Source organism: Microcoleus sp. D2_18a_D3 (assembly GCF_036702455.1).
Classification (GTDB): Bacteria; Cyanobacteriota; Cyanobacteriia; order Cyanobacteriales; family Microcoleaceae; genus Microcoleus.
In genome coordinates this window covers 266,372-291,895 of sequence record NZ_JAUBTK010000001.1, presented here as the reverse complement: position 1 = coordinate 291,895, position 25,524 = coordinate 266,372, and the positions used below count along the sequence as shown (strand labels likewise).

Here is a 25,524-nt window from a genome sequence, read left to right as displayed (position 1 = left end):
TATCAAAGATTTTAGCCTTAAGTTGACACTAATGACTTGTAATATTTTCCCGAAAGTAAGTTGTTAAATCAGGAAGGTCAAGAGGAAAGCTAATGTTAGATTTTATTTTTTATGCATTCAAAACCGAACTGTCACCACACTATGTCGAAATGTCGGAAGAGGTTTACGAGTGGTTGGCAAAATCAGAATTTTCCCAAATTGGCAAATCAGTTCCCAGAAATATTTTGATAGATGAAGAAGAGGAGAAGCTACCTGTAGTTGAGTTAGATCGAGATATTCGCCAGAAGCTCAGAAAATTTTTCCGAGATGCAATTATCTGCGAAAGCGATACCGTCCTCACCAAGCTGGGAGATTCCCGTCTCAAAGAAGAATATCAAGCAGCAACCTACCGTTTGAGGAAATTGCTGGACTTGCTAAAATGTGTTGAAAACGAAGATTATCAGTATCTTCAGCGAGTCCTTTGAATGAGTTTCTGGATGTTTACTAGAAGGAGTAATCCCAATGTTTGACATCAGTTTTTATTCAGCCAATGGTGAACCGTCCGATAGTGTAAGAATAACAGCAGCTACTTACGAGTGGTTAGCAAAATCAGCATTTTCAAAAATAGGCGGGGCATCAGTCGAAACCGAAATTTACCTAGATGAAGAAAATGTAATTCTGCCTCTAGTTGAATTAAATCAAGATATTCGCCAGCAGTTTAAGAAAATTTTCAGTGAAGCAATCATCAGTGAAAGCGATGCAGTTCTTACTAAGCTTGGTGATTACCCTTCAAAAGAAGAGTATCAATCAGGAACGTACCGTCTGAGAAAAATGCTGGAATTGCTGAAGTGTGTGGAAAACGAAACTTATCAATACCTTCAGCGAATTTAATTGAGCGCGATCGCAATATCACAATTCTGGTAAAATGTGAAAACAATCAGCAGAAAGTCAGAAAATGGAACTCGCAGTAGAATGTCAAAAGCGGGCAGAAGGCAGCAAACCTAACGCCCTCCGCCGCTCTGGATTGATTCCCGCCGTCCTCTACGGTCACAAAGGATCTGAATCCATTTCCCTTACCATCAAAGCCAAAACAGTTGAACACCTGCTCAAAAAGCACGTAGTCAACAATACCCTAATTGACCTCAGCATTCCCGACCTCTCTTGGAGCGGAAAAACCTTGCTCCGGGAAGTTCAAGTTCATCCTTGGAAGGGCTATCCTTACCACCTGAGCTTTTTCTCCGTGGCAACTCAAGACAGCCTGGAAGTTGAATTGCCACTACGTTTTGTCGGCGAACCTGTCGGCGTCAAGCTAGAAGGCGGCATTTTGGATACCGTGCTGACGCAACTCCCAGCTAAGTGCAAACCTGACAGCATTCCTGAAGCAATTGAAGTAGATATTTCTCATTTAAAGGTTGGGGATGCGCTGCATATTCACGAATTAGTTTTGCCTGCAGGAGTGGTAGCTCTCGGCGAACCAGATCAGGTGGTTGTTAGCGTGCTGGGAATTCAAGCAGGTTCTGAAGCCGAAGACGCAGAAGAAGACGCAGCCGCAGCAGCTTAATTAGTAATTGCTAATAGTTGTTAACTAATGGTTGCAAAAAAAGGGCGATCGCTTTCTCCCAAAAGGGCGATCGTTTTTTGCTAAAAAGGCTATTCTAATTTGGGTGCGATCGCACATCTTGCACCATTGTCAATTAGCCTTTTATGAACAGGCAAGATGCCTGTTCCACAAATAGTGAATGACTTTCTTGTGGGCCGTTGCTCCTAGCCCGCCGCTAAAAAGCCTATAGAAAAGGGTGCAATCTCCCTTGCCCAGTCCACAAGAAAGCATCCCACCAGGAAGAACCAGCCGTGTTTACTTTCCTTTACAACACGGGCGCTCGACTCTTTAGCTACAAAAGTCGGGACTGGCGCGCAAATCCGCCAGAAACCGTACTGATTCTTACATATTTAGCCGTAAAATCAAAAAATCAGCCGAGAATCCCGGTTCCTCGCCAGCACCGAGAGTCAAAAAAATTAAGAATTAGGGGAACAAGCCCGCTACTCTTAGTGTCAAACGCGAGTATAATTGTGAAACGTTTTGACTACCCTATTTAATTCCTGCCTCTGGAGCCGCCGCCCATATGCCATCAACAGTGAATACAGAATCAACAGCGGTTCAATTTAACCAACAGGGAGAAACATACTTATCCCAAGGAAAAATAGAAGAAGCGATCGCCTCCTGCGAGCAAGCTTTGAAGATTCACCCAAATTTTGCACCGGCTTACAAGACTTTGGGCAACGCGCTGCAAGCTCAAGGCAGGATGGAAGAAGCGCGGCACTGGTACGCTAAAGCGATTGAAATAGAACCGAATTTTGCGGAAGTATACGCGAATTTGGGTAGCCTGGGCGCGCAGCAGCAAAAATGGCAGGAGGCGATCGAGTTTTACAAAAAGGCGATCGCGATTAAGCCGAATTTCGCGGGAGTGTACCGGAATTTAGCAAAAGTATTTGGACAAATTAACAAACCGGAAGAAGCCCAGCAGTGCTGGTATCAAGCATTTAGTTTAGAACCGGAAAAAGTAGCGCCTGGGGAACACTTGAATATGGGCGACGCTTTTTTTCGGCAGGAAAAATTTACCGAAGCGATCGCCTGTTACGATCGCGCCATAAAATTAAATCCTAATGTGGCGACTGCTTACCAAAATTTGGGCGAAGCGCTAAAAAAACAAGGCAAGTTAGAGGAAGCGACAGCATATTATCGCAAAGCTATTGAACTCAACGCAGCTAATGCGAGAAACGGCAGCGAAGGACAGCAAACTTTGGCGGGTGCAACTGCGAAAAACGGTGCAGTTAAGCAGCAGCCCGCAGCAACCGCAGTTAAGCCACCAGTGCAGCAGGCAGTGCAGCCGCCAGTTAATCCGCCAGTTCAGCAGGCAGTTAATTCTACAATTAATATAGAAGATCCAGAAGCATACAAAATACTAGCAGAAGGCTATTTTGCTCAGGGCAAATTGGAACAGGCGATCGCAGCTTGTAAGAAGGCACTGCAAATTAAGCCGGAAGCGCCACTTTACAAAATGCTGGGCAACGCGCTGCAAGCGGGCGGCAAAATTGATGAAGCTAAAAGTTGCTATGTCAAAGCAATAGAAATTAACCCAAATTTTGCCGAAGCTTATGCTAATTACGGCAGCATTTGCGCGCAGCAAGAACAGTGGCAGCAAGCGGTTTCTGCTTACGAAAAGGCGATCGCCCTGAAACCGGATTTTGCAGGTGCTTTCCGCAATTTTGCCAAACTGTTAACTCAGTTAGGGAAGTCTGAACCGGCGGCTGAGGCTTGGTATCGAGCATTTGCGATCGACCCGAAATCCGGCACCGCTGAGGAACACGAGAATTTAGCCAAAACTTTGATCGAGCAAGGTAAGGTAGAGAAGGGAATTGAGTGTTACCGGCGCGCGGTTGAGTTGAATCCAAATGCGGGCGCAGCTTATCACGAATTGGGCGAAATTCTTAAGGGTCAAGAACAGTGGGAAGCGGCGGTAGAAGCTTACACTAATGCCATTAGAAACAATCCCGATCTTTCTTGGTCGCACAACAATTTAGCTGAGTCGCTGGTTAAGTTGGAACGGTGGGAGGAATCTGTAAATGCTTACCGCAAGGCGATCGAATTAAATCCAGATTTTAGCTGGTCTCACAACAATTTAGCCGATGTGTTGCTGAAGTTGGAACGGTGGGAAGAAGCTGTAAATGCTTACCGCAAAGCAACAGAATTAAATCCAGATTTCAGTTGGTCGCACAACTATTTAGCAGACGCACTGATTAAACTAGGTAGGTGGGATGAGGCAATTTCGGCTTACCAAAGGTCGATCGAACTCAATCCCGACCATTTTTGGGCGCACAACAATTTAGCAGAAGCGCTGGTGAATTTGGAACGTTGGGATGAGGCAGTTGTTGCCTACCGGCGTGCTAACGAAGTTAATCCGAATTTCTTCTGGTCGCAGAGCAAATTAGGCGACGTGCTGCTAGAAATGGAAAGGTGGGAGGAAGCGATCGATGTTTACCGACGCGCAGCCGAGTTAAATCCTGATTTTCCGTGGACTTATTACAACATGGCAACGGCTTTTGAGAAGCTGGAACGGTGGGATGAGTCGATCGCCGCTTACCGTCGCGCTGCGGAAATTCAGGCTGATTTGCCCTGGCTTTCGCAAAAGTTGGCTGATGCTTTGAGGATGCGATCGCAGTGGGATTTGAAGGAAGCGATGCGTTTGTACCGGCGGGCGATTCAGGGGAATCCTGATGACGTGCAGTTGTATCACAAGGCGCTCGAGATTGCGCCGAATGATGCTGACCTTTATGTTGAGTTGGCTAATGCTTTGGTGCGGCACAGTTGGCCGGATGGGGCGATCGTCTTTTATCAGATGGCGTTGCAGATTCGGCCTGATGACAAGGCTATTTCTGAGCGGTTAGAAGAGGTGTTAAAAAAAAAGGGTGTAAGTAGGGCGGCGAAAAAGAGCGATCGCGCTGTTCACGGAAATTCTGGAAGTGCGATCGAACACACCCCTGGGATAGCTGCGGAGTACCACGAATTAGGGACTTCTCTACAAGAAGAAGGTAAATTTGCCGAGGCTGTGGCCGCCTACCGCAAAGCAATTTCAATTAATCCCAATTACTTTGGAACTCACCACAATTTAGGCGATGTCCTCAAATGGATCGGTAAAGTTGATGAGTCTATTAAAAGCTATCAGAAAGCGGCAGAACTCAATCCAAATTTTGTTTGGTCGCACCACAACTTAGCTGATGTATTTCAAGAAGAAGGTCGGCTTGATGAAGCTGTTGCTGCTTATCGGAAAGCGATCGAAGTCGATCCTAACTTTGGCTGGTCTCACTACAATCTAGCGAAAACTCTAGCTAAACAAGATAAGTTTTCCCAAGCTTTGGAAGAGTATCAGACGGCGAGTAAACTAGATCCGAAACTTTTTGGTTTGGATTATCAAAACTTACGAGATTCGCTCTTCCTCGGTCAAGACCCAGCTTACACGAAGTGGCGCGCTAAGCACAGCCCAAGAGAAGCTGACTTGCGAAAAATGGCGGAAACATTAGAAATCTTTAACTACAAGCCGCTGATTAGCATTGTCATGCCGGCTTACAATACGCCAGAAAATTATTTGCAGGAGGCAATAGAATCAGTTCTCCATCAGATATATCCTTATTGGGAATTGTGCATTGCGGATGACGCATCAACCGCGTCTCATGTCAAGCAGATTTTACAAGAATATGCAGCTAAAGATAGCAGAATTAAAGTAGTTTATAGAACCAAAAACGGTCACATTTCTCACTGTTCCAATTCAGCTTTGGAGTTGGCGACGGGTGAATTTGTGTCATTGCTAGACCACGACGATACGCTGACACCAGAGGCTTTGTATGAAGTGGTGCTGCTGCTGAACCGCCACCCGGAAGCGGACATGATTTATTCAGATGAAGACAAGATTTATCAGGATAAAGAACTGATAAATCCTTTCTTCAAGCCAGAATGGAGTCCGGATTCATTTTTATCTCGGATGTACACTTGCCATTTGGGAACTTACAGGCGATCGCTAATCAATGAAATCGGCGGTTTTAGACCGGGTTTTGAAGGAGCTCAGGATTATGATTTGGTTTTGAGGTTTACAGAAAAAACTGACAAAATCTTTCACATCCCTAAAATTCTTTACCACTGGAGAATGCACGCGGGTTCGGCTGCAGGCGGTGTAGATGCTAAACCCTATGCCTATGACGCAGGGCAAAAAGCTTTGCAAGAGGCGATCGAACGCCGGGGCGAACCGGGGAAAATTGAAGGCGTTCCCTACTTTTTGGGACACTTTATTGCACGCTACAAAATTGCGGATTACAAGCGGGTCAGCATCATTATTCCGACGCGGGATTTAGGCGATGTTTTGGACAATTGCTTGGAGTCTATTTTTACTAAGAGCGTCTACCCCAACTACGAAGTTATCGTCATCGATAACGGCAGTCAAGAGAAACACACGGCGGAAATTCTGGCTAAATGGACGGCTAAGGAATCAGCGAGGTTTAAAAGTTATCGCCTAGATATTCCGTTCAATTTCTCTAAGATTAATAACTACGCTGTTAGCAAAGCGGAGGGAGATTACTTGCTGTTTTTGAATAACGATACAGAGGTAATTACTCCCGATTGGATTGACGGGATGGTTGAACAAGCTCAGAGAAGCTCGATCGGGGCTGTGGGCAATTTGTTGATATACTCAGATAACAAAATCCAGCACGCGGGAGTGGTGATGGGGCTAGGCGGCGGAGTTGCCGGTCACAGTTTTTACCATATGCCGCGATCGATTCCTGGCTATTTCGGGAATGTGGTAGGCATGAACAATGTTTCAGCGGTAACTGCTGCGTGTTTAATGTGTCGCCGCGAAGTATTTGAGAGTATTGGGGGGTTTGACGAAGAACTAACAGTGGCGTACAATGATGTGGATTTGTGTTTGAAAATGCTAGAGAAAGGGTACCGAAATATTTACCTGCCTCATGTAGTTCTTTACCACCACGAATCTAAAAGCCGGGGTTATGAAGACTCGCCTGAAAAGAAAGAGCGACTGAGGAAGGAATCGAAGCTGATGGAAAGCAGGTGGCAAAAATATATTGAGAATGACCCTTACTACAGCCCTCATTTAACCAGGGCTTGTCAAGACAGCGGTATTAGATTGGAGGACGAGAATTGGCGGGGGAGTCATTAGGAACATCCCGATGAGTTTAGGGTGTCAACTTAAGTCTAAAGCCCTCTGTCTCTCTGGTTTGTACTAAAGTCTCGCTCCCTCTGGCATCCCCCAGTGGTGTCAACTGAACAGTAAAACCCTCCGTCTCTCTGGAATCATCGGCCCTACGCTTAAGGAAGCAATTAACTCAGGATTCAGCAATCTGAAATGAAAAAAACGATTGACGTTGTAGAAGTGCTTAGTACCCCCGTCGCAGAATCTCAAGGGTTACTAGCGTTTAATCTCGATGCACCAGAAACAGGAACTCAAACTGATGCTGGGGCTGTTGAGTTTCGGGGTTGGGTTCTGGGGAAAATGTCTCCGGCGATCGCGGTTGAAGTGATTCATCAGGGGAGAGTGCTGAAAACTATTGCGGTGAATGTTCCTCGTCCTGATGTGGCCCAAACTTATCCCCAAGCTTCAGAAGCAGGAATTAGTGGGTTTCAGGCAATTTTAGACTTGAGTAGAGTGATTGATCAGCACGACCAGTTAACTGTATATTCGATTTTACGGGATCAAAGTCTTGCTAAGATGGCAGAAGTAACGGTTAAATTAGGATCTGAATCCTCTACTGTGGAGGTTCCCCTGCCTCAACAGGATGCGGAGTCAGGGGTAGATGGCATACAGTTAAAATTACAAAGGATTCAAGCAGATTTGGAGCGCTCTAAAGTGTTTGTGCAGACTGTGAAGACAGATTTGCTGAACCGGGAACAGCTAAATCGGTAGAAACTGGGAACTTTTGAGTGGGTTAATCGTCCTGCTGCTAATCGCCACTGTCGGTTTCAATGTGGAATTTGTGATACGAGGTTTGACGTTTAAAGCCCAGACTAGCAACCCTTATTTTTTTAGAGCCTACCACCCATGACGGTCAAACTTTTTCAGCAAGCGAACCAGTTGTTAAGAGAAGGAAAGTTAGAAGAGGCGATCGTAGCTTACCAAAGTGCCATCAGTCAAAATCCAAATTTTTATCTGGCTTATCATAATTTAGGGGAAACCATGGAGAAGTTGGGGCGTTGGGAAGAAGCCGTTGAAGCCTATAGACGGGCAGTTCAGTTAAAACCGGGTGCAGCTTGGTCACATTGGGGGTTAAGTCAAGCGTTACAACAGGTAGGACGGGTTGAAGAAGCTCAACAGCTTAGAGAAAAAGTAGCCAAGATTGAGCCGAAGTTGGTAGAGGTGCGATCAAGGCTTGAGACATCTTTGAAAGTTCAGACGAATAGAACTGTTGAAACTATTCCATGTTCTTCCGTATCTGTAGATATCAAAAAAGCGATTCAGGATAATGAGTCAGAGAAGAACGAACCTGATACTCAATTTGACCCAGAAGGAACAGAAGCGTATTGTCGGCAAATCACCAAAAAGTTAGATCCGTTACATCAGTATTATCAAAAAATCGATCACAATCCAAACAACTATTTACTTTATTTATATTTGGGTAACAGTTTGGTCAAACAAGGATTGTTAGATAATGCCATAATTTTTTATAAAATTGGGTTAAAAATCAATCCAGATCACCCAGAACTGAATTTGCAACTTGGCAAAGTTTTGATCGAGAAAAAAAAATGGGAAAGAGCATTAAATTATTTGAGTAAGAGTGAACATTTAGAACCTTATAACTTTGAGTGTAATGTCAGTTTGGGAAAAGTTTTTGAGAATCTAGGGCGGTGGGATGAGGCAATTTTAAGTTATAAAAGAGCCTATAAAATTCAACCTGAAAATTATTATGTTATTAAGAAACTAGGAGATGTTTTGGAGGAGCAGGATAAATCTCAAGAAGCAACTGAGCTTTATCGCACGATTTGGGAAATGGACTATGCTGGTAAATCCAATGAGTGCAGTTTGGATAGCAATTATAAAAAAACTGTAACCTTTAATCAAAATGTACTATTTGCCCTCCATATTTCTCCACCTTATGATGGGACAGGCTATACAATTCGTTCCCATGATATTTTAAAATCACTTCGTTTTCATAATCTGAATGTGTTGGCTACAACTCGCTTAGGATATCCCCAAGACTTGCCCGAGTATCAAAACGGCTCGATTCGGGATTGGGATCAAATTGAGGAGATTAAATATTGTCGTCTGAGAGACTCAGATGGTCAGAAGGGGAGATGGGATCTTCGCAGTTACGAGTATATAGAAAAGTATGCAGAAGGGTTAGTGACGTTGGCTCATTCACATCAAGCATCAGTGATTCATGGGGTTTCCAATTTTTTAAATGGAATGGCGTCTGTGTTAGCCGCTCGAAAGTTAGGAATTAAATCCATCTACGAAATTAGAGGTTTGTGGTATCTCTCTAGGGTCGCCAAGGAACCTAATTTTCAGAATTCCTATTGGTATGCTTATCAAAAAATGATGGAAGCTACGGCTGCCAGACAAGCGGATGGTGTGGTTGTAATTTCTCAAGCTTTAAAAGAAGAGGTGATTGACTGGGGGGTAGATTCAGATCGGGTAACTGTGATTCCTAATGCAGTAGATTTAAACCGGTTTAGTCCTCGGAATCCTGCAAAACACTTGATTGAAAAGTTCAACCTTACAGGAAAGTTTGTAATCGGTTTTGTGGGGTCTTTAAATGTATATGAAGGAATTGATATTTTAATTCAAGGAACGCAAGATTTAATTGGACAAGGCTATCAAATTGCTTTGTTGATTGTTGGAGATGGTTTAGCACAGAAAGAATTGCAGGATTTGGCTCAATCCAATTCGGGTAAGGCTCAAATTATTTTTACAGGTCGTCTTCCCTTTTCTGATATCCCTGATTATTACTCGGTCTGTGATCTATGCGTGTTTCCTCGCCGGAATGACCAGGTTTGTAGATATGTGCCACCGATGAAGGTTTTGGAGCCGATGGCAATGGCTAAACCGGTGATTGTTTCTGATTTGTCGCCGTTAGTAGAAATGGTGGAGGATGGAAAGACGGGTTTAGTTTGTAGGTGTGGTAATGTTGAGAGTTTAAAGTCTCAAATTTTGCAGGTTTATCGCGATCGCGAAATGGGGAACCGGCTGGGCAATGCTGCACGAGAGTGGGTAAGATATTACCGGAGTTGGGACAAAGTATCTGAACGATATTTAGACGTTTATAATAGTTTATTCGCTAGAAGTTAAGATTTATTGGAGGATTAAGAAGTGCAGACAGTTTGCGTAATGGGATTAGGTTATGTGGGCTTGCCAACGGCGAGTTTGCTGGCGAATCGGGGATTTAAAGTTCATGGTGTAGATGTCAATCAGAAGATTGTCGATCTGATTAGCCGAGGAGAAGTTCATATTCAAGAGCCGGACTTGGATGTATTGGTGAGGGCTGCGGTTAATAGCGGCAATCTGACTGTTGGTTTGGAGCCTATATCGACAGATGTATTTATTATTGCGGTTCCGACTCCGTTTAAGGATAATCATGTGCCGGATATTTCTTATATTGAGGCTGCTACAAAGGCACTTGCTCCCTATGTGGAACCGGGAAATTTGGTAATTCTGGAGTCTACGAGTCCGGTGGGGACGACAGAAAAGATGTCGGCTTGGTTGCAGGAGTTGCGTCCTGAGTTGGATGTTCAGGGGTCGGTTTATCTGGCCCATTGTCCTGAACGGGTATTACCGGGTCAGACGTTGAAGGAGTTGGTGGTGAATGACCGGGTGATTGGGGGCCTGAATCCTGTCTCGGCTGAAAAGGCTACTCAATTTTATCGCCAGTTTGTGACTGGGGAGATTGTTTGCACCAATGCGCGGACAGCAGAGTTGGCTAAATTAGCGGAAAATTCTTTTCGGGATGTTAATATTGCTTTTGCGAATGAGTTGTCGATGATTTGCGATCGCCTTGATATTAATGTTTGGGAACTGATAGAATTAGCGAATCGTCATCCTCGGGTGAATATTCTGCAACCAGGGCCGGGAGTTGGGGGTCATTGTATTGCAGTTGATCCTTGGTTTATTGTGGATGCTGCACCCCAGGAGGCGCGGTTGATTAGAACGGCACGGGAGGGGAATGATAGTAAAATTGATTTTGTCGTTGCTAAGGTTAAGGAGGCTGCTGCTAAGTTTGAAAATCCCAAGATTGCTTGTTTGGGGTTAAGTTACAAAGCCAATATTGATGATTTACGGGAAAGTCCGGCAGTTTTAGTAATTGAAAAGCTCGCTTCTGAAGGAATAGCAGATATTCTAGTTGTGGAACCTTATATTGAAAAGTTACCTCCACGGCTTCAGGAATTACAGAGGGTTCAATTAGTTTCATTAAAAATGGGAATAAATGATGCTGATATAGTTCTGTTTTTGGTTGGTCATCGAGAGTTTAAAAATATCAATCCTAAGTCTTTAGAATATAAAGTTTTAGTTGATACAGTAGGAATTCTAAGATAGAATAATAAGTCTGACTTTCAAGCTTTATCAAAAAAACTAGAATTGATGAATTTTTTTTATTCATAATCATCAAAAAAAAATATCTTCAATTCCTTCTAATTTATACAGACAATAAAAAAAGGACGACATAGCTGTTTTTAAACTTAATAAGGAGTTCAACATGAATAGAGAAAAAAAGGTGAAGTATAATTTAGATTTGTTTCTTCAACTAAACGAAGAATATAAGGACAAGCCAATAGTTAGAAAACCACGTTCACTTTTAAGTAAGCCAAGACTAGAAGCAGCGAAAGGTCGAGCGAGTCGCCTTAATTCAATGCTGGGTGTTGATAGTAGTCAAAGAGTTCTAGAAATAGGATGTGGACGCGGTGATCTTTGCTACGTGCTTGCCAAAGAATATCAGTGCGAAAGCATCGGTGTTGATGTTAAAAAGTATAAAGAGTGGGAAGAGTACAATGAGGAAAAGCTGAACCTCTTGGCTTTTGATGTTACTGAGCAGGATTATAGTGCTTTAGGAAAGTTTGATAGAATTCACTCATGGGCTGTTTGGGAACATATCAAACACCCATTTTCGGCATTGAAAGCAGTCAAAGATTTGCTGCAAGAAGACGGAAAAGTATATGTGTCTGCTAATCTGTATCGAGGACCAAAAGCATCTCATAGATACAGAGAAGTTTATTTCCCTTGGCCTCATCTACTTTTTACAGATGATATATTTGAGGAGTTCTATCAATATATAGGAAAACCTCCTGCCAAACCTGCTTGGGTTAACAAATTAACCTATGCCCAGTATAAGTTATATTTTGATTTTGTATATCTATCCATAGAACAAGAGTGGTTAACATCTTCAAAATTTGACGAAGATTTTTATAACCGTTTTGAAGATGTTTTGTCTCGATATCCTAAATTTGATCTAACCCATGACTTTATAAATGTTATACTTTCTCATAAGACTCCTAAAAAAGAATAAGTTTAATCTAATCAAGCATTAGAAAGCCACTTTATGGTATATTATTATATATAATGTAGCAAGTTAGGGGAATGAAAATAGATTTATGTCAAACATAATGTGAATAGAGGGAAATTATGATTTATCGACAAATTAACCTATCCGATCTTGAGGGAAACAGAGAATTGAATCAAATCTATGATTTGCTAGAAGAGTGGGTTGAGGAAGATGAGCAACCTGTTAAGTTGTATCAAAGCGACTGTTTGAGATGGAGTTTTATTATGTCTCAACTGAGTTCCTATGAATCATTGCTAGATGTTGGTGTTGGTCAAGGTCAATTTATTCATGCCTTAAACCTGATGAGCAAATTTAAAAAACTTGTAGGTATTGATATTAAGATATATCCGGGAATGAAACGATTGATGAAAGAATATTCAACTTCCAATCTATTTAAAATTATGGACGTTATAAATTTGCAGTTTAGCGATCAAGAATTTGATATTGTTACCTGTATGGAATGTTTAGAGCATCTAGAGATTCCAGCTTTTAATGCAGCTTTAAAAGAGTTACGACGAGTTTGTAGAAAGCAGCTTCTTATAACAGTTCCTTTTCAGGAGAATCCTTTGCCTAAATATCATAAGCAAAGCTTTGATGTGCCTCAGTTAGAACAATATTTTCCTCAAGCCGAAAAGATTATACTTAATTATAAGAATAAAACTAACTGGGTTTTAATAAGAGAAGAAATTTTGGTTAAAAACACTTGAAAAGCCGACCTTAACCTGTGTAGCCATGAGTATTAAATAGATACATACAACTCTAGAGATTACACAACTTTTCTATACACCGAGATTAGCTTCTTTGCTAAAAATTTCCAGTCTCGTTGTTCCTTTACCCAATTTCTAGCTTCTTCTCCTAATCTTTGTCTCCAAGCCTGATTACAAATCAATTTTTCAAGAATGTTCGCAAGATCCTCACTGTTATCCTTTTGATGTAATAAACCCGTTACACCATCATTAATAATTTCTGTTAAAGCAGCTACATTAGAAGAAACTACACATTTGCTCATACTCATTGCCTCGAAAGGTTTCATCGGTGATACCATTTCGCAAACAGGCTGACCCTTGCGAGGATATGGAGTAATATCAATAAGACTGTAATACTTCTCAACTTCATGATGGGGAACTCGTCCCGTAAACGTTACTATATCCTGTAAACTCAACTGCTCTGATAGCTGTTGAATTTCTTCTAAACAATCGCCATCTCCTACAATTAAGACTGTAAAGTTATCTAATCCCCTCTCTTTTAGAATTGAGGCAGCTTGGAGCAAATAGTCTAGTCCTTCATACTGAACAACTGAACCCACATAACCAATAACAACCTTGCTTTGATATCCAAGACTCTGTTCCAACTCTCGGTCACGTTGGAGGGGCTTAAACCTATCCGAGTCTACTCCATTTGGTATAACAGTAATCTTATCACTGGAGACACCACGCCGAACCATTTCATCACGTAAGGCTTCAGTAATTGTTATTACTGCTGTAGCATTCGCTGCTGCTTCAGTTTCCATACGCTTCATCATGTTAAAAAGATCAGAATCCTCATAGCAAGGCTGCCTGGACATTCGAGTTACTTCCCATAGTCCTCTAACTTCATAAATACTAGGCAATCCCAAAACTCTAGCTGCGTAATTAGCGGCAACTCCATTCATAAAATTTGAGGCCCCGTGAAGAATGTCTGGTTGATGAACCTTGGCAAAATTGATCAGAGCTTGAGAATACTTAGCTAAATATTGATTAAGTGGTAATTGACCAAAGCCATTATCATAGGTCAGCAACCGATAATACATAACATTATCGATAAGGTCTAACTCAGGAGCTTCATTAATCTCCTTATTCTTATCTAGCGGATAGCCAAGACGAGTGACAGGATCTAATTGAATACTCTGCTGGCATAGTTCTACACTTAAACCATGAGCGCGAGTAGCATAGCCTCCTGAATTGTAAGGTAAAGAGTTATGTAGAAGATAATTAACCTTAATACTGTTTCTTGATGAAGAAAAAGACCGATCATTTTTTTCTGGTAAAGGGAATCCTTTCTCCAAAAGATAAATTTGTCCTTTCAAAAATAAATCTTGATCTTCACCTGTTTGACCATTCACATATTCAAGCAGTTCACAAGCGCGATATAAGTCTCCAAGCCGACGATAACGAGCATATAGTACCTTTGCTATTCCCGTATTACCACTCAGTTCAAATGCTTTTTCTCCAAATTCTATTGACTCTTCTGTATGAGAATCTTTAATCTCCGAAAAAATTAGACTATTTAACTTAAATTCATCGACAGTACCTTCGGTCAAGTATTTATGAATTAATTGATAGATTCCCTCAACCTCATAACCTGTTTTAAGAGCCTCCTGTACTTCCTTTCTAAACTTAGTCTCTGAAAAATGATTATTTTTCTTTTTCTCTTGTTCTAATCTCCCTAACTTGTTAGGAATATTAACAGATATTTTTATAGAGTCAACATTTTTTTTACTATTTTTCTGTCTTCCTGGCAGCCTTACCTCCAGCGTATTCGATATAACACTTTCCCATTCATACAAATTACTTAGGGAATCCGAGTCAAACTCTTGTTTTAAATGTGAACACAAATGCCTAAATCTAGAAACCCAGTCTGAAATCGTTTCAGATCTCCAGTAGGGAGAAAAATCCCAAGATTGCTGTAATAAACTCGCCATCTCACCAAAATTTCCTTCTTGGTAAGCCTCCCATGCTTGCTTAACCAAACAACTGTAACGTTCTAAATTCCCAATCGCACTTTTTCCGCTCACATTCATTCTCACATTCATTCAAGATATCGACTTACAATGTCTACAATTCGTTCAGCAGCATGACCATCCCCAAAAGGATTAACCGCATTCGCCATTTCCTGATAGGCAGCAGAATCACTGAGCAAAGGCATGGCAGCAGCAAATACTTGCTCAGGATTGGTTCCCACCAGTTGAGCCGTTCCAGCCTCAACAGCCTCCGGTCTCTCCGTAGTCTCCCGTAATACTAACACAGGCTTACCCAAACTCGGAGCCTCCTCCTGCAATCCTCCAGAATCCGTCATCACTAAGTAACAACCGCCTATAGCCCCGACCAGTTTACCATAATCCAGCGGTTCCACCAAGAATACCCGAGGATGATTTCCCAGTAAAGCCGTCAAAGGCTCCCGAACCGTGGGATTGCGATGCAGGGGTAACAGTAGCGCCACATCCGAAAACCGCTCTAGAATCTGGAGAAATCCCCTAGCAATATCCTCCAGGTTATCCCAGTTTTCCCGGCGGTGGACTGTTGCCAAAATCACCCGATGGGAGTCCCAGTCCAAACCCGGAATCTCACAAACCGGATTTTCCTTAGCCACAGCTAATAACGCATCAATCACCGTATTCCCCGTTTGGTGGACTTCTCCCACCACCCCAGAACCCCGCAAATGTTTAACCGCCTGGTCAGTGGGAGCAAAATGTAGTTGAGCGATTTGGGAAATTAAGCGGCGGTTGGCTTCCTCTGGGTAGGGGTTGAACAGGTCATTGGTTCTGAGTCCCGCCTCCACATGACCCACCGGGACTTTCTGATAGAATGCAGCTAGGGCAGCAGCAAAAGCGGTAGTGGTGTCCCCCTGGACTAAAACCAATTGCGGTTGCAACCTGCCAAAAAGTGCCTCCAACCCCTGCAAACTGCGACAGGTGATATCTGTTAAAGTCTGGCGTGGCTGCATGATATCTAAATCCAAGTCAGCCTTGAGATTGAAAAGTTCCATCACCTGAGCTACCATTTCCTTATGTTGCCCGGTCAGGACTACCTGGGTAGTGAACTGAGGGTTTTTTTGAAACTGTTGGATAACCGGAGCGAGTTTAATGGCTTCTGGTCGTGTCCCCAGGGTAATACAGATGCGGTTGAGGGAGTTTAACATGATGGTCAAGAGATTCTCTAAATGAAGATTATTTTATTTGATGCAATTTTAGAAACCCATGCCTGTGAAAGTTTAGCACAGGCTTTGACAAAAAGAGGCCATTCAGTTCACTGGACAGGCAAAATTTGGAAAGGTCATGAATTTCCTAAACAAGAAAATGATATTAGTTCAATTTGGGAGCAAGTTAATCACTCAATTGACTTAAATCCCGATATTATATTTAATTTTAGGGCTTCTACTTTACTGCCCGAAATGTTAATTAAACTTAAAGAGAAAGGTATTCATACGATAGTTTGGCTGCCTGACGATCCAGTTTTATATCACATTTGTTACCGCCATGTTGTAGATTTTTATGATACTATCCTGCACTGTGGGGACGTTAATATTTTGAATTTTTATGAGCAAAATCATGGACGTTCAGGATTCAATTTTCCTTTCTGGACTGATCAGAGTCATTTCCCCTTTAGTTATAATCCAGAAAATGCTGATTATGATGTGGTATTTTTAGGGAATTGTATAGGAAAGGTTAGACAAGAAAGATATCGATTCATTTCTAATTTACCTTTTAGTACCAAAATATTCGGCAAGGTTAGTGAAGACCCTTTTAATCTCTGTGGTGGTTTTATTGAAGCCACTAAGGAAGTTTCCCGTTGCTTAGGTGGAGGGTTAATTGGCTTAAATATTCCTCAATATTTTAAAGATTATCATAGCACCGATTATGATTTTCCTGAATTGGCTAACTTGGGACATTTTCAGTATCCATCTCGGATTATTCAGTATGCAGCTTGTGGTGTGCCTATTATTTCTCTACAATCAGGCGAGCCTCCTGGTACCTTTCCTGAATTAATAACTGCTTCAAATATAAGTATTTTGACGAAAAAAATCAGGTCATTAATTAATAATATTGAATCATTAAGGCAACTTTCTTGTCAAGTGAATCAAAGGTTTATTCAAAGTTTTTCTGCTGAATCTAGGGCTATTTTTTTAGAAAAAATTATCATCAATAAATATTTAAATTTAGATAACACTGCTAAAGCAGAGTTGTTTAGTTATGTTACAGAACAAAATGCTAAAAAATATCAAGAATCTAATCGTAATAGAAACAGTTTAGAAATATTGAGTAATAAGGAGAAAGATACTCAAATGAATTTACCTACTATTGAAATACAACGAGAAAATTTACAAAAATTAAATTTAGAAAGTCCTAGAAAGTTCAAAATCTTATATTTTGGTCATTTTGCGAATGGAGACACTGATATAGTAGCCTGTCTATTGCGATCATTAAGAAACTTAGGACATACTGTTTTACATATCAATCCGTGGGCACGTCATAGTCATATTCTAAGAAACCGGCCTAAAACAATTTCAGGATATGGCGCTGTTTTTATTGACTTACCATCTATTGAAGTATTTTTAAACAATTTTCAACCCGAAGTAATAATATGTTGTGCTGGAGGTCTTTGTTTTGAAGAAGCTGATAGTCAAGAGTTAAAATCAAGAGGAATTCTGTTGATTGCTTTGACTTTATCAGACCCAGATATACAATCGTCAATGATCAATTATGTTAGTTATTTTGATTATCATACTACTAATTCAGAATTAGCATTAAACCGTTACAACGAAGCAGGTATTAACAATACATTTTTATTTCCTTTTGGTATTGATAGAAGCTATATAAATGCTCAAGTAGAATATTCTCCAGAACATGATGCTGATGTTATTTGTTTAGGTCATGCAACAAATCGACCTGAAAGACAAGAATTAATGGCTTATTTAGCAGATAAATTTAAAGTTAAGGTTTATGGCAATGGCTGGCAGCTACCCAATTCAAAAACTGTTAGGGGTTACGAAATGCTACAAGCTAGTCGTTCAGGTCGTATTCATATTAATTTTGCCCAAACACGAGCAGGATATACAAATATCAAATGTGGGGTTTTTGAGTCGATCGCCAGTGGTGCTGTGTTATGTACAACAGAATTTACAGAAATGAAAAAATATTTTGAATATGGTTCAGAAATTATTGGTTTTAACAGTAAAGAAGATATTACTCAACAGATAGAAAATATTTTACAAAACCCGGCAAAATATGAAGCTATGCGCCGTCGTAGTTTTTATAAACTGGCTAACAAACACCTTTATGAACATCGTTGGTTAGATCTATTTAATCGGATTGAATCAGATATTTTTGAGAAAAGTGAAATTATCAGTGAAGAACGAGCAAAAGTCTTACGCAAATCTTTAGATAAAAATTATAATTTTAGCAAAAAAGTAATTATTTCTGGTTTTTATGGAGCCGGAAATACAGGAGATGAATTAATCCTGCGTTCTATTAGTCAAGGAGTCATAAAATTATATCCACACATTCAGTTTTTTGTGGCAAGTAATAATCCTCAAAAAGTAGAGTCTATGCACGCCTTACAATCTTTTGAAAGAAATAATTTGCCTGTAGTTGACTGCGAAATATCATCAGCATCAGCAACCCTTCTTGGTGGTGGAGGGTTGTGGCACGATTATACTTTCCTTCCTTCTGGAGGAATGCTGTCTCTCTTTAGCAATACTCAAATTTCTTTAGCTGGTTATGGGAAACTTCCCCTTTTAGGGTGTATATACAATCTACCATTTTATGTATTTGGCATGGGAGTTGGCCCTTTGATCAACCCTGATGCTCAAAAGTTTCTGAGTTTTTTAGCTAAACAAGCAGAATATATTTCTGTGAGGGATAAAACTAGTCTCCAACTTTTAGAAAAAATTATAGAATCCCCAAGTAAGATTGAGTATTTTCCAGATCCAGTATTTGCCTTAGACATCAGTAAATATTCAATCCCTGATTCAGTTAATAAAATCAGGGGAAATAATCCAATATTAGGTGTCAATTTGAGACATTGGAAAATCAACATAAATTCTTCATCTTTTCAAGAAAATTTAGCTAACGCACTTCAATCAATAACTCAACAATACAACTGTATCTTACTGGGAATTCCTATGCAAAATAACCAAGATGAAGCTATATTAGATCAAGTATTTGCAATGATTGAGTCTCCTCAACCTAAAATAGTTTTGAAGTGGACAGATGATTTTTCTGAATTGTTTGGTGCATTAAAAGCCTGTGATGGCTTAGTTTCTATGCGTTTACACTCTTGTTTATTAGCACATCGTTTAGGTATTCCAACTTTGGGTTTAGCTTATGATCCCAAAGTTAGTTCTCATTTTGAAGACTTGGGAATAGAAAATTTTTCGGTTTCATTAGATGTTTCAGTCCCACTATTAGTTGATAAAATAAAATCAATTATGGATTTAAAAGGTGATTTACCAGAATCTGTGAAAATTAAGGTGCGAAACCTAGAGTCTCAATCAAGAGAAGGTATTAAAGTTATTGGAAATCGCTTAAATTCTGCGCTCACGGTTAGGAATACAGCCAAAATTATCAATCAAATTGTCCAAGATACTCCAGCAATTCCAAAAGTAATTAAATTAGTTGAGAAAAATTTAAGTTGCTTGTCATTTGCTTCTGAAGATAACTCTCATGTGCTATCTTCAGCTTGGTATGCACCACAAAAAGACCCTAAATTTGAACTAACTGTGTTAAGCAAAGACAAGATTAAAATTGATCTTAAGTTGACCGAACCAGATGATAAGAGATATATCACAACTGCTGATATTGCTTTTAATAAACCTCCTAAACCAACTTATGATTGGGAAATCAAACCCTCTTGGGAGTATTATGTTTATTTAAAAACTGATTCTATTAGTGGTAATGTTAGAGGTATTCTCTGGTTTATACAATATTCAGAAACCGAGCGTTTAAAGCACACTACCACTAATATTAAAAATGGCGAAACACAATTACAAGTATTGACTCATTCAAGTGCCAAATACTTTAGAGTTGCGATTAGATTAACTGGAAATTGTGTGGTGAACGTGGAAAAACCGACAATTTATGAAGTTAAGAGTTAAGTTTATTCAAAAATCATCCTAAAGAGTTACTTAGCTATCCATATTTTATTTAATCACAGCAAAATATTTATCATATCTATAAACTGTTGGAATTTTGCCTAAATGTTTACTCAACGAAATTGCCACATCCATATCATACTTACGATTGACATCATCTAAAATAATCTGCACATTCCAATTAAACAAATCCAGATAACTTAAAACACCCTTGCGGCGATGTTGTGGAGGGCCATCCACCAAAATTAGATGATAATCAATATTCCGCAACTCCCGCCGCACAACGTTTCCATCATACCACAGATCATTAACTAAAGGAGCATATATGTAATGGGAATCATACTTATTGAGCCATTCTTTATCATGTTCAATAGAAACCATGTTGTAATACTTTGATAACTCTAATGTTCCTGTCCCACTCCCCAATTCTAGGATAGTCGAACCAACGGGCAAAGTTTCTAAAATATAAAGAAATAAATTCTCTGAAATCGCCCAACCATTTAAATTATTGACATCATAAGCCTGTCTTAATTTTTCGTAAGGAAAAGAATAGTTGGGATTCATCAAACTACACTTGCCGTAAGCACTGATGGCTTTACCCAACTGCTGTTGTCCCATCCAAATATCTCCTAAAGTATCATAAATACCATAACAATTAGGTAGAATACTGTTAACTCTTGTCAGCAAGTCTACCGCTTCATTAACATTCTTCAAATCATCAGAATGAACCCTAACTTCAGACAAAGGCTTTGCACGATTATGATTCGGAGTGAGTTTTTCTAACAAAGAAACTAGCAAGTCCAACACCAACTTCAACCTTGAACCCAAAATCATTGGCTTTTTGTTGTTCCAAGTTCTAAAACCCAAACGCAAATAGTAAGTTTCAGAACTCGTATTAAATACATTAGTTGTAAACTCAGAAAAATTTTTTCCTGACGTTGAAATGTAGAAATATGGCCCTAGTATTTTGGAGTTGGGAATAGCAGAGTATGGACTTGGTATAAGTTTCTGATTTTTATCCAAAAACTCAACTTGTATTAAAGCTTGATTATGAGTGGGAGGCTGGTCAGAAGAGCTTTGACCGCTTATGGAATAACTCGTTAAAGGTTTGGTAGGTAAAGTTACCCATCGGGGCTGTTCTGTTAATTCAATCAAGTCTTCATGATCTGAAAGACAAAACTCACAATATTCTTCTCTCTCAAGACTATTAAATAATTGCTTATACTTGCCATTCAATTCATATAAAAAAATCGGATTAATCTGAATAATTTTCCTCAAATAATGAATACCTCTCTCCCAATAACCTTGTTGAATCAAAACTCGACCTAAGTTAATATAAAAGAAAGGCGAATTTGGATTAATTTCAATAGCCCGATGATACTCAGTAACAGCCGGTTCTAAATTCCCTTGTTTAACTAAAGCGTCGCCTAAATTAGAATAAGCCCAAGCAAAATGGGGGTTCCTTTCAATGACTTGATGATAAAGTGCGATCGCCTCATCTAACTTCCCCGCCCGCTTCAAATGATTAGCCTGCTTTAGCAACTGACCTGCACTCATCGCTTGATTCTCCATGACAAATCCAACATTAACCTACACTAACATAAAGATATGAGCCGCTCATGAATATATATAAATATTATCAAAAACCGAATGTACTATGCAATCTCCTGATATAAAAATTGCTTCACTAATATTATAAATTAATTTTCTCAGTGACATTTAAAAGTTTTTATTTGTGAACACATCTATAAAACTCATCAATTTGAGACGCAGTATAAAAATGTTTAGTAAATTTTGATTTTAACATTTTCTCCAAATATTCTTCAGAAATTACAAGTTTTTTCTTAAATTGTTTATACAGATTACCGTACCACTTCTGGGAACTAATATTATGGTTTTCTATTTCAAAATCTCTCATCCCAGTAAACCCTCGAAGAATCTCCTGTTTTTGACTATCCATAAGTTCAGCTTGCATAATCAAGATATGATAGGAGTGATGGAAATAGGTTTTCCATCCCAAAGTCGAAAAAGGTTGCGAATAAACATCAAAATTAAAAGATTTATTAAACTCTCGCTCAAACCAACCCAGGGGATAATTGGGGTTTAGTGTCCAAAATTTGTCAATCAGTTCTTCAACAGTTAACTGCTGGATTTGTTCTGGGGTTAAATGGGGATAATAAATCTCGATATTTTGAAAAAATCCCCCAATATTGACATCAATCGGATTTCTGACCAGTGAAATAACTTTCAAGGGTTTTCCCAACCAATTTTTTAACACAAAATAGCCATCAACACAATGACCCTTGTGCATATTATTCTGTAAATAGGTTTCGTCTAAAAAATGAATATCATAGACCTGTATAGCATACTTTTTTAAAGACATTGAAATAGAAGTTGAACCTACTTTTCCCATTGTATAGACTAAAAATCGCGGATGATTGGCTTTTTTTTCAATTTTATGATTGTTTACACTTTGAATCGTCTGTTTATGCTTTCTTATTTTCTGCAAGCATCGGGCTTTTTCCTCGTTGAAATTACTTAAATCGGGTCTAAAATTAATACACTTTTCCCAAATCTCTAACGCCGATTCATACTGTCCTTGATTAAATAAATCAATAGCATTTTGTCGCATTCCCCTGAGATATTTTCGACCCGTAAACCTGACTTTATCAATCGCTGCTTCAGCCTGAATATTAACTGTAACCTTCGTCGGATGGTGTAGAGGAAAATCAATAGATTGGGTGGGTAAATTTGCAATTTCATCTACTTCCCAAGTTGTATGGGCGGCATCTTCCCCAAAACCAACATTAGAAATTAAATTCTGATTAGGGACTGCACATAAACCTTGATTAACAAAACAAGTAAACGTCCAAGCCCATCCCCAAGAATTAAATCCATTATAGGTTAAATCAAAGATTTCCGCCCAATATTGAGCCGATGGGTAATCTCCTAAATAGTCTTGTAACCATTGACTTTCCCGTACCTGTAACCATTGTTTCAAACTTCCATCAAAATATTTCCAAGCTCGTTTCCAAGTAGCCCAACCCCAATAAAAGCTATAGGCTGAAAAGTAATAACTAGAATCTGAACAACGGTATCCATGAGTGTTTTCTCCTGTAATTTGAAAAACACGCTCATTATGGCGATATCGCTCTAATAACTCCTGACAAAATCGAAAAAAACTCAGTTTAGGAATACAATCATCTTCTAAAATAATTGCTTCTTCAACTTGGCTAAAAACCCAATCTAACCCAGTAGAAACCCGTTGTTTACACCCTAAATTAATATCCGAATAATTTTTATAAACTTCACACTTCCAGTCAACTCGATCAATAATTGCCCGTGTAGCTGCACATTTTTCAATTTCTCCAGGGTGTTCAGGGTTAGGGCCATCAGCAATGACGAATAACTGACAGGGTTGTAATGTTTGAATCACCTCAAAAACCTGTTTTGTTGTATGAGGTCTTTTAAAGATAATCAAAACGATAGGTGTTGTGAAAAACGGCTGATTCATGGTATGATTGCGATATCAAAAAATATTCAAGCATTAGTTAATTTAATGATATGGAGCAGTATATCATCCTTAAAGGAATAGCAGGACTAGGAAATAGACTATCGGCTTTAAGCGCAGCTATTAAATATGCTCAAACCACTAACAGAAAACTAATCGTTGAGTGGAATGATCATTGGTACAGTAGCCATTCCTCCAAAAATGTCTTTTTTGAATTTTTTCAGCTTGTCAATATAGATAGTAGTCTTCAGCATACCTATGATATTCCCCATTATAGCCAAAAAACTGTTGCTCCTGCAATGTGGTTCAATCATTTAACTGACTCTAGCGATCAAGTTATGCAATTTCCTCTTGTTTGGAAATTAAACGATCAATATTTAGGTCAAAAATGTGTTGTGGAATTAGATCGTTCTTACACAGAAGATATTGTCATCTTTACTTCCTATGGAGGATTAGATAGAAAAATTCTGCGTCATCATCTAAAACTTAAACCCGCTGTTCAAAAAATCGTGTGTGAATTTGCTGAAAAATATTTTTCTGAAACTGTAATTGGTGTTCATGTACGTTTTACAGACAAACAACCTAAACAACCTTTAAAGACGGTTTTTCAAAAAATTGATGACCTTTTATCTGTAGAACCTACAGCTAAAATTTTTTTAGCTACTGATAATCCTGATATCATTATTGAATTTAAACTCCGATATGTTAATCATATGCTAGTGAGAAATAAATGGTTCCCCTCTGAGCACACACCAATCCATCGCTATCAATCTGGACGAATTCCTGAAGAAATCCTCCTAGATGCTGTTGTTGAAATGTTTTTACTCAGCCACTGCAAATATTTAATTGCACAAGGTAATTCATCGTTTTCTAGGATATCAACTTGTTATTTTAAATCAGATAGCAATAATATCATGCTTTGGTAATTCACGCTAAAGTTGCTTTTCCTCATTCTAATCCCTGATACAATAAATCCCAAACGCATTAAACTTCAAGCCTTCCTCCATGAAACTCGACTTCCTCAACCTCTGTCAACAACATAATATCACCCCACGCGGTATTATCTCCATAGGCGCTTACGACGGCAAAACCCTCAAACGCCTCAACCTCCCCAATACCCTTAAAACCCTACTCATCGATGCCAACCCCAGTGCCGTTGAACGACTGCAACAGAATTTTGCCGAGCGCCCCAATATTCAAGTTGTTCAAGCTGCCATTGCCAACCACAACGACACCGTGACCCTGCATCTGACTTCCCTAGAGTCTAGCAGCTCCATCCTACCCTGGCAACAGTACAGCAAAATTTACCCCAATATTAAAGAAACTCAACAACTCACCCTCCCTTCCCATACCCTCGATACTCTCCTGCAAGAACTGGATCTGTCTCCCACTGACTTTAATATTCTGATTCTCGATATCCAAGGTGCTGAACTCCTCGCATTAGAAGGCGCTACCCAACTCCTCAACACCCTAGATGCCATTTACACCACCGTTCATTATCAAGAACTGTTTAAAGGCGGGGCTTTAGCGGAACAAGTCGATCAGTTCCTCACCGACTACCAATTCCAGCGTGTAGCAGAGGAGACTCCCTACCATCCCGCTTGGGGAGAAGCGTTCTATGTCCGTCAGACTGTTAGAACTGAGGATGGGCTGCTTCCCGTTCAACCCCTATCCCCAACCTCTCAACTGCTTCAGGAAACCCAACAGGAGTTAGAAACTTTACAGTTACAGTACCAAGAAACTTTGGGAACGTTGGAACAAACCCAAGATCAACTGCAACAAAAAGCAGAGAATTTAGCTGAGTTAGAATCTCAACGGGATCAAATATTAGCAGAATTAGAACAATCTCAAACCCAACAGGAACAACTCCAAACCCAACTTCAACAAACCCAAACCGACCTTAAACAATCTCAAATCCAACAGGAACAACTCCAAACCCAACAGGAACAACTCCAAACCCAACAGGAACAACTCCAAACCCAACTTCAACAAACCCAAACCGACCTTAAACAATCTCAAACCCAACAGGAACAACTCCAAACCCAACTTCAACAAACCCAAACCGACCTTAAACAATCTCAAACCCAACAGGA

At 39.8% G+C, this 25,524-nt stretch carries 16 protein-coding genes; 12 read left to right on the top strand and 4 right to left on the bottom strand.

What is annotated here, in order from left to right; all coding sequences use genetic code 11:
- Positions 1 to 92: 92 nt before the first annotated feature.
- The 9 genes from QUB06_RS01305 to QUB06_RS01265 all read left to right on the top strand — a co-directional run bounded on the left by QUB06_RS01305 (position 93) and on the right by QUB06_RS01265 (position 12,779).
- Entirely contained in the window at positions 93 to 464 is a 372-nt protein-coding gene (locus QUB06_RS01305) for a hypothetical protein (RefSeq protein ID WP_333433900.1), read from the top strand.
- 37 nt (positions 465 to 501) lie between these two features.
- The gene (locus QUB06_RS01300) at positions 502 to 870 is read left to right on the top strand and encodes a hypothetical protein (RefSeq protein ID WP_333433899.1); all 369 of its coding nucleotides are present in this window, start codon (positions 502 to 504) and stop codon (positions 868 to 870) included.
- Positions 871 to 934: 64 nt separating this feature from the next.
- Positions 935 to 1,540, top strand: coding sequence for a 50S ribosomal protein L25/general stress protein Ctc (locus tag QUB06_RS01295; protein ID WP_333433898.1), 606 nt, complete (start codon positions 935 to 937; stop codon positions 1,538 to 1,540).
- A 562-nt stretch (positions 1,541 to 2,102) separates the two neighbouring features.
- Complete coding sequence (locus QUB06_RS01290) at positions 2,103 to 6,704, top strand: tetratricopeptide repeat protein (protein ID WP_333433897.1); 4,602 nt, start codon at positions 2,103 to 2,105, stop codon at positions 6,702 to 6,704.
- A 186-nt stretch (positions 6,705 to 6,890) separates the two neighbouring features.
- Positions 6,891 to 7,448, top strand: a complete 558-nt coding sequence (locus QUB06_RS01285) for a hypothetical protein (RefSeq protein ID WP_333433896.1) — start codon at positions 6,891 to 6,893, stop codon at positions 7,446 to 7,448.
- 135 nt (positions 7,449 to 7,583) lie between these two features.
- The gene (locus QUB06_RS01280; RefSeq protein ID WP_333433895.1) at positions 7,584 to 9,827 is read left to right on the top strand and encodes a tetratricopeptide repeat protein; all 2,244 of its coding nucleotides are present in this window, start codon (positions 7,584 to 7,586) and stop codon (positions 9,825 to 9,827) included.
- A 21-nt stretch (positions 9,828 to 9,848) separates the two neighbouring features.
- Positions 9,849 to 11,069, top strand: a complete 1,221-nt coding sequence (gene wecC / locus QUB06_RS01275) for a UDP-N-acetyl-D-mannosamine dehydrogenase (RefSeq protein ID WP_333433894.1) — start codon at positions 9,849 to 9,851, stop codon at positions 11,067 to 11,069.
- 160 nt (positions 11,070 to 11,229) lie between these two features.
- Positions 11,230 to 12,036, top strand: coding sequence for a class I SAM-dependent methyltransferase (locus QUB06_RS01270; RefSeq protein WP_333433893.1), 807 nt, complete (start codon positions 11,230 to 11,232; stop codon positions 12,034 to 12,036).
- 116 nt (positions 12,037 to 12,152) lie between these two features.
- The gene (locus QUB06_RS01265; RefSeq protein ID WP_333433892.1) at positions 12,153 to 12,779 is read left to right on the top strand and encodes a class I SAM-dependent methyltransferase; all 627 of its coding nucleotides are present in this window, start codon (positions 12,153 to 12,155) and stop codon (positions 12,777 to 12,779) included.
- A gap of 59 nt (positions 12,780 to 12,838) precedes the next feature.
- On the opposite strand, the gene QUB06_RS01260 is transcribed toward QUB06_RS01265, so the two are convergent.
- The gene (locus QUB06_RS01260) at positions 12,839 to 14,851 is read right to left on the bottom strand and encodes a glycosyltransferase (RefSeq protein WP_333433891.1); all 2,013 of its coding nucleotides are present in this window, start codon (positions 14,849 to 14,851) and stop codon (positions 12,839 to 12,841) included.
- 8 nt (positions 14,852 to 14,859) lie between these two features.
- A complete protein-coding gene (gene wecB, locus QUB06_RS01255; RefSeq protein WP_333433921.1) occupies positions 14,860 to 15,969 on the bottom strand; it encodes a non-hydrolyzing UDP-N-acetylglucosamine 2-epimerase in 1,110 nt (369 codons plus the stop codon).
- Positions 15,970 to 15,990: 21 nt separating this feature from the next.
- Here wecB and QUB06_RS01250 point away from each other — a divergent pair, with 21 nt between their 5' ends.
- Positions 15,991 to 19,923 (top strand): polysaccharide pyruvyl transferase family protein, encoded by a 3,933-nt coding sequence (locus QUB06_RS01250; protein ID WP_333433890.1) that lies wholly within the window; start codon positions 15,991 to 15,993, stop codon positions 19,921 to 19,923.
- Positions 19,924 to 19,968: 45 nt separating this feature from the next.
- On the opposite strand, the gene QUB06_RS01245 is transcribed toward QUB06_RS01250, so the two are convergent.
- Together QUB06_RS01245 and QUB06_RS01240 are read right to left on the bottom strand one after the other, a co-directional pair.
- A complete protein-coding gene (locus tag QUB06_RS01245) occupies positions 19,969 to 21,477 on the bottom strand; it encodes a tetratricopeptide repeat protein (protein ID WP_333433889.1) in 1,509 nt (502 codons plus the stop codon).
- Between the two features lie 172 nt (positions 21,478 to 21,649).
- Complete coding sequence (locus QUB06_RS01240) at positions 21,650 to 23,434, bottom strand: putative capsular polysaccharide synthesis family protein (protein WP_333433888.1); 1,785 nt, start codon at positions 23,432 to 23,434, stop codon at positions 21,650 to 21,652.
- Between the two features lie 50 nt (positions 23,435 to 23,484).
- Here QUB06_RS01240 and QUB06_RS01235 point away from each other — a divergent pair, with 50 nt between their 5' ends.
- Entirely contained in the window at positions 23,485 to 24,357 is an 873-nt protein-coding gene (locus QUB06_RS01235; RefSeq protein ID WP_333433887.1) for a nodulation protein NodZ, read from the top strand.
- Between the two features lie 79 nt (positions 24,358 to 24,436).
- A partial coding sequence (locus tag QUB06_RS01230; protein WP_333433886.1) for an FkbM family methyltransferase occupies positions 24,437 to 25,524 on the top strand: 1,088 nt, incomplete at its 3' end.

Coding starts and splice junctions, on each gene's coding strand:
- QUB06_RS01300 (WP_333433899.1), top strand. CDS start 502: ATGTTTGACATCAGTTTTTATTCAGCCAATGGTGAACCGTCCGATAGT.
- QUB06_RS01250 (WP_333433890.1), top strand. CDS start 15,991: ATGAAGATTATTTTATTTGATGCAATTTTAGAAACCCATGCCTGTGAA.
- QUB06_RS01290 (WP_333433897.1), top strand. CDS start 2,103: ATGCCATCAACAGTGAATACAGAATCAACAGCGGTTCAATTTAACCAA.
- QUB06_RS01270 (WP_333433893.1), top strand. CDS start 11,230: ATGAATAGAGAAAAAAAGGTGAAGTATAATTTAGATTTGTTTCTTCAA.
- QUB06_RS01285 (WP_333433896.1), top strand. CDS start 6,891: ATGAAAAAAACGATTGACGTTGTAGAAGTGCTTAGTACCCCCGTCGCA.
- QUB06_RS01265 (WP_333433892.1), top strand. CDS start 12,153: ATGATTTATCGACAAATTAACCTATCCGATCTTGAGGGAAACAGAGAA.
- QUB06_RS01295 (WP_333433898.1), top strand. CDS start 935: ATGGAACTCGCAGTAGAATGTCAAAAGCGGGCAGAAGGCAGCAAACCT.
- QUB06_RS01305 (WP_333433900.1), top strand. CDS start 93: ATGTTAGATTTTATTTTTTATGCATTCAAAACCGAACTGTCACCACAC.
- QUB06_RS01260 (WP_333433891.1), bottom strand. CDS start 14,851: ATGAATGTGAGCGGAAAAAGTGCGATTGGGAATTTAGAACGTTACAGT.
- QUB06_RS01280 (WP_333433895.1), top strand. CDS start 7,584: ATGACGGTCAAACTTTTTCAGCAAGCGAACCAGTTGTTAAGAGAAGGA.
- QUB06_RS01235 (WP_333433887.1), top strand. CDS start 23,485: ATGGAGCAGTATATCATCCTTAAAGGAATAGCAGGACTAGGAAATAGA.
- QUB06_RS01245 (WP_333433889.1), bottom strand. CDS start 21,477: ATGAGTGCAGGTCAGTTGCTAAAGCAGGCTAATCATTTGAAGCGGGCG.
- QUB06_RS01240 (WP_333433888.1), bottom strand. CDS start 23,434: ATGAATCAGCCGTTTTTCACAACACCTATCGTTTTGATTATCTTTAAA.
- wecB (WP_333433921.1), bottom strand. CDS start 15,969: ATGTTAAACTCCCTCAACCGCATCTGTATTACCCTGGGGACACGACCA.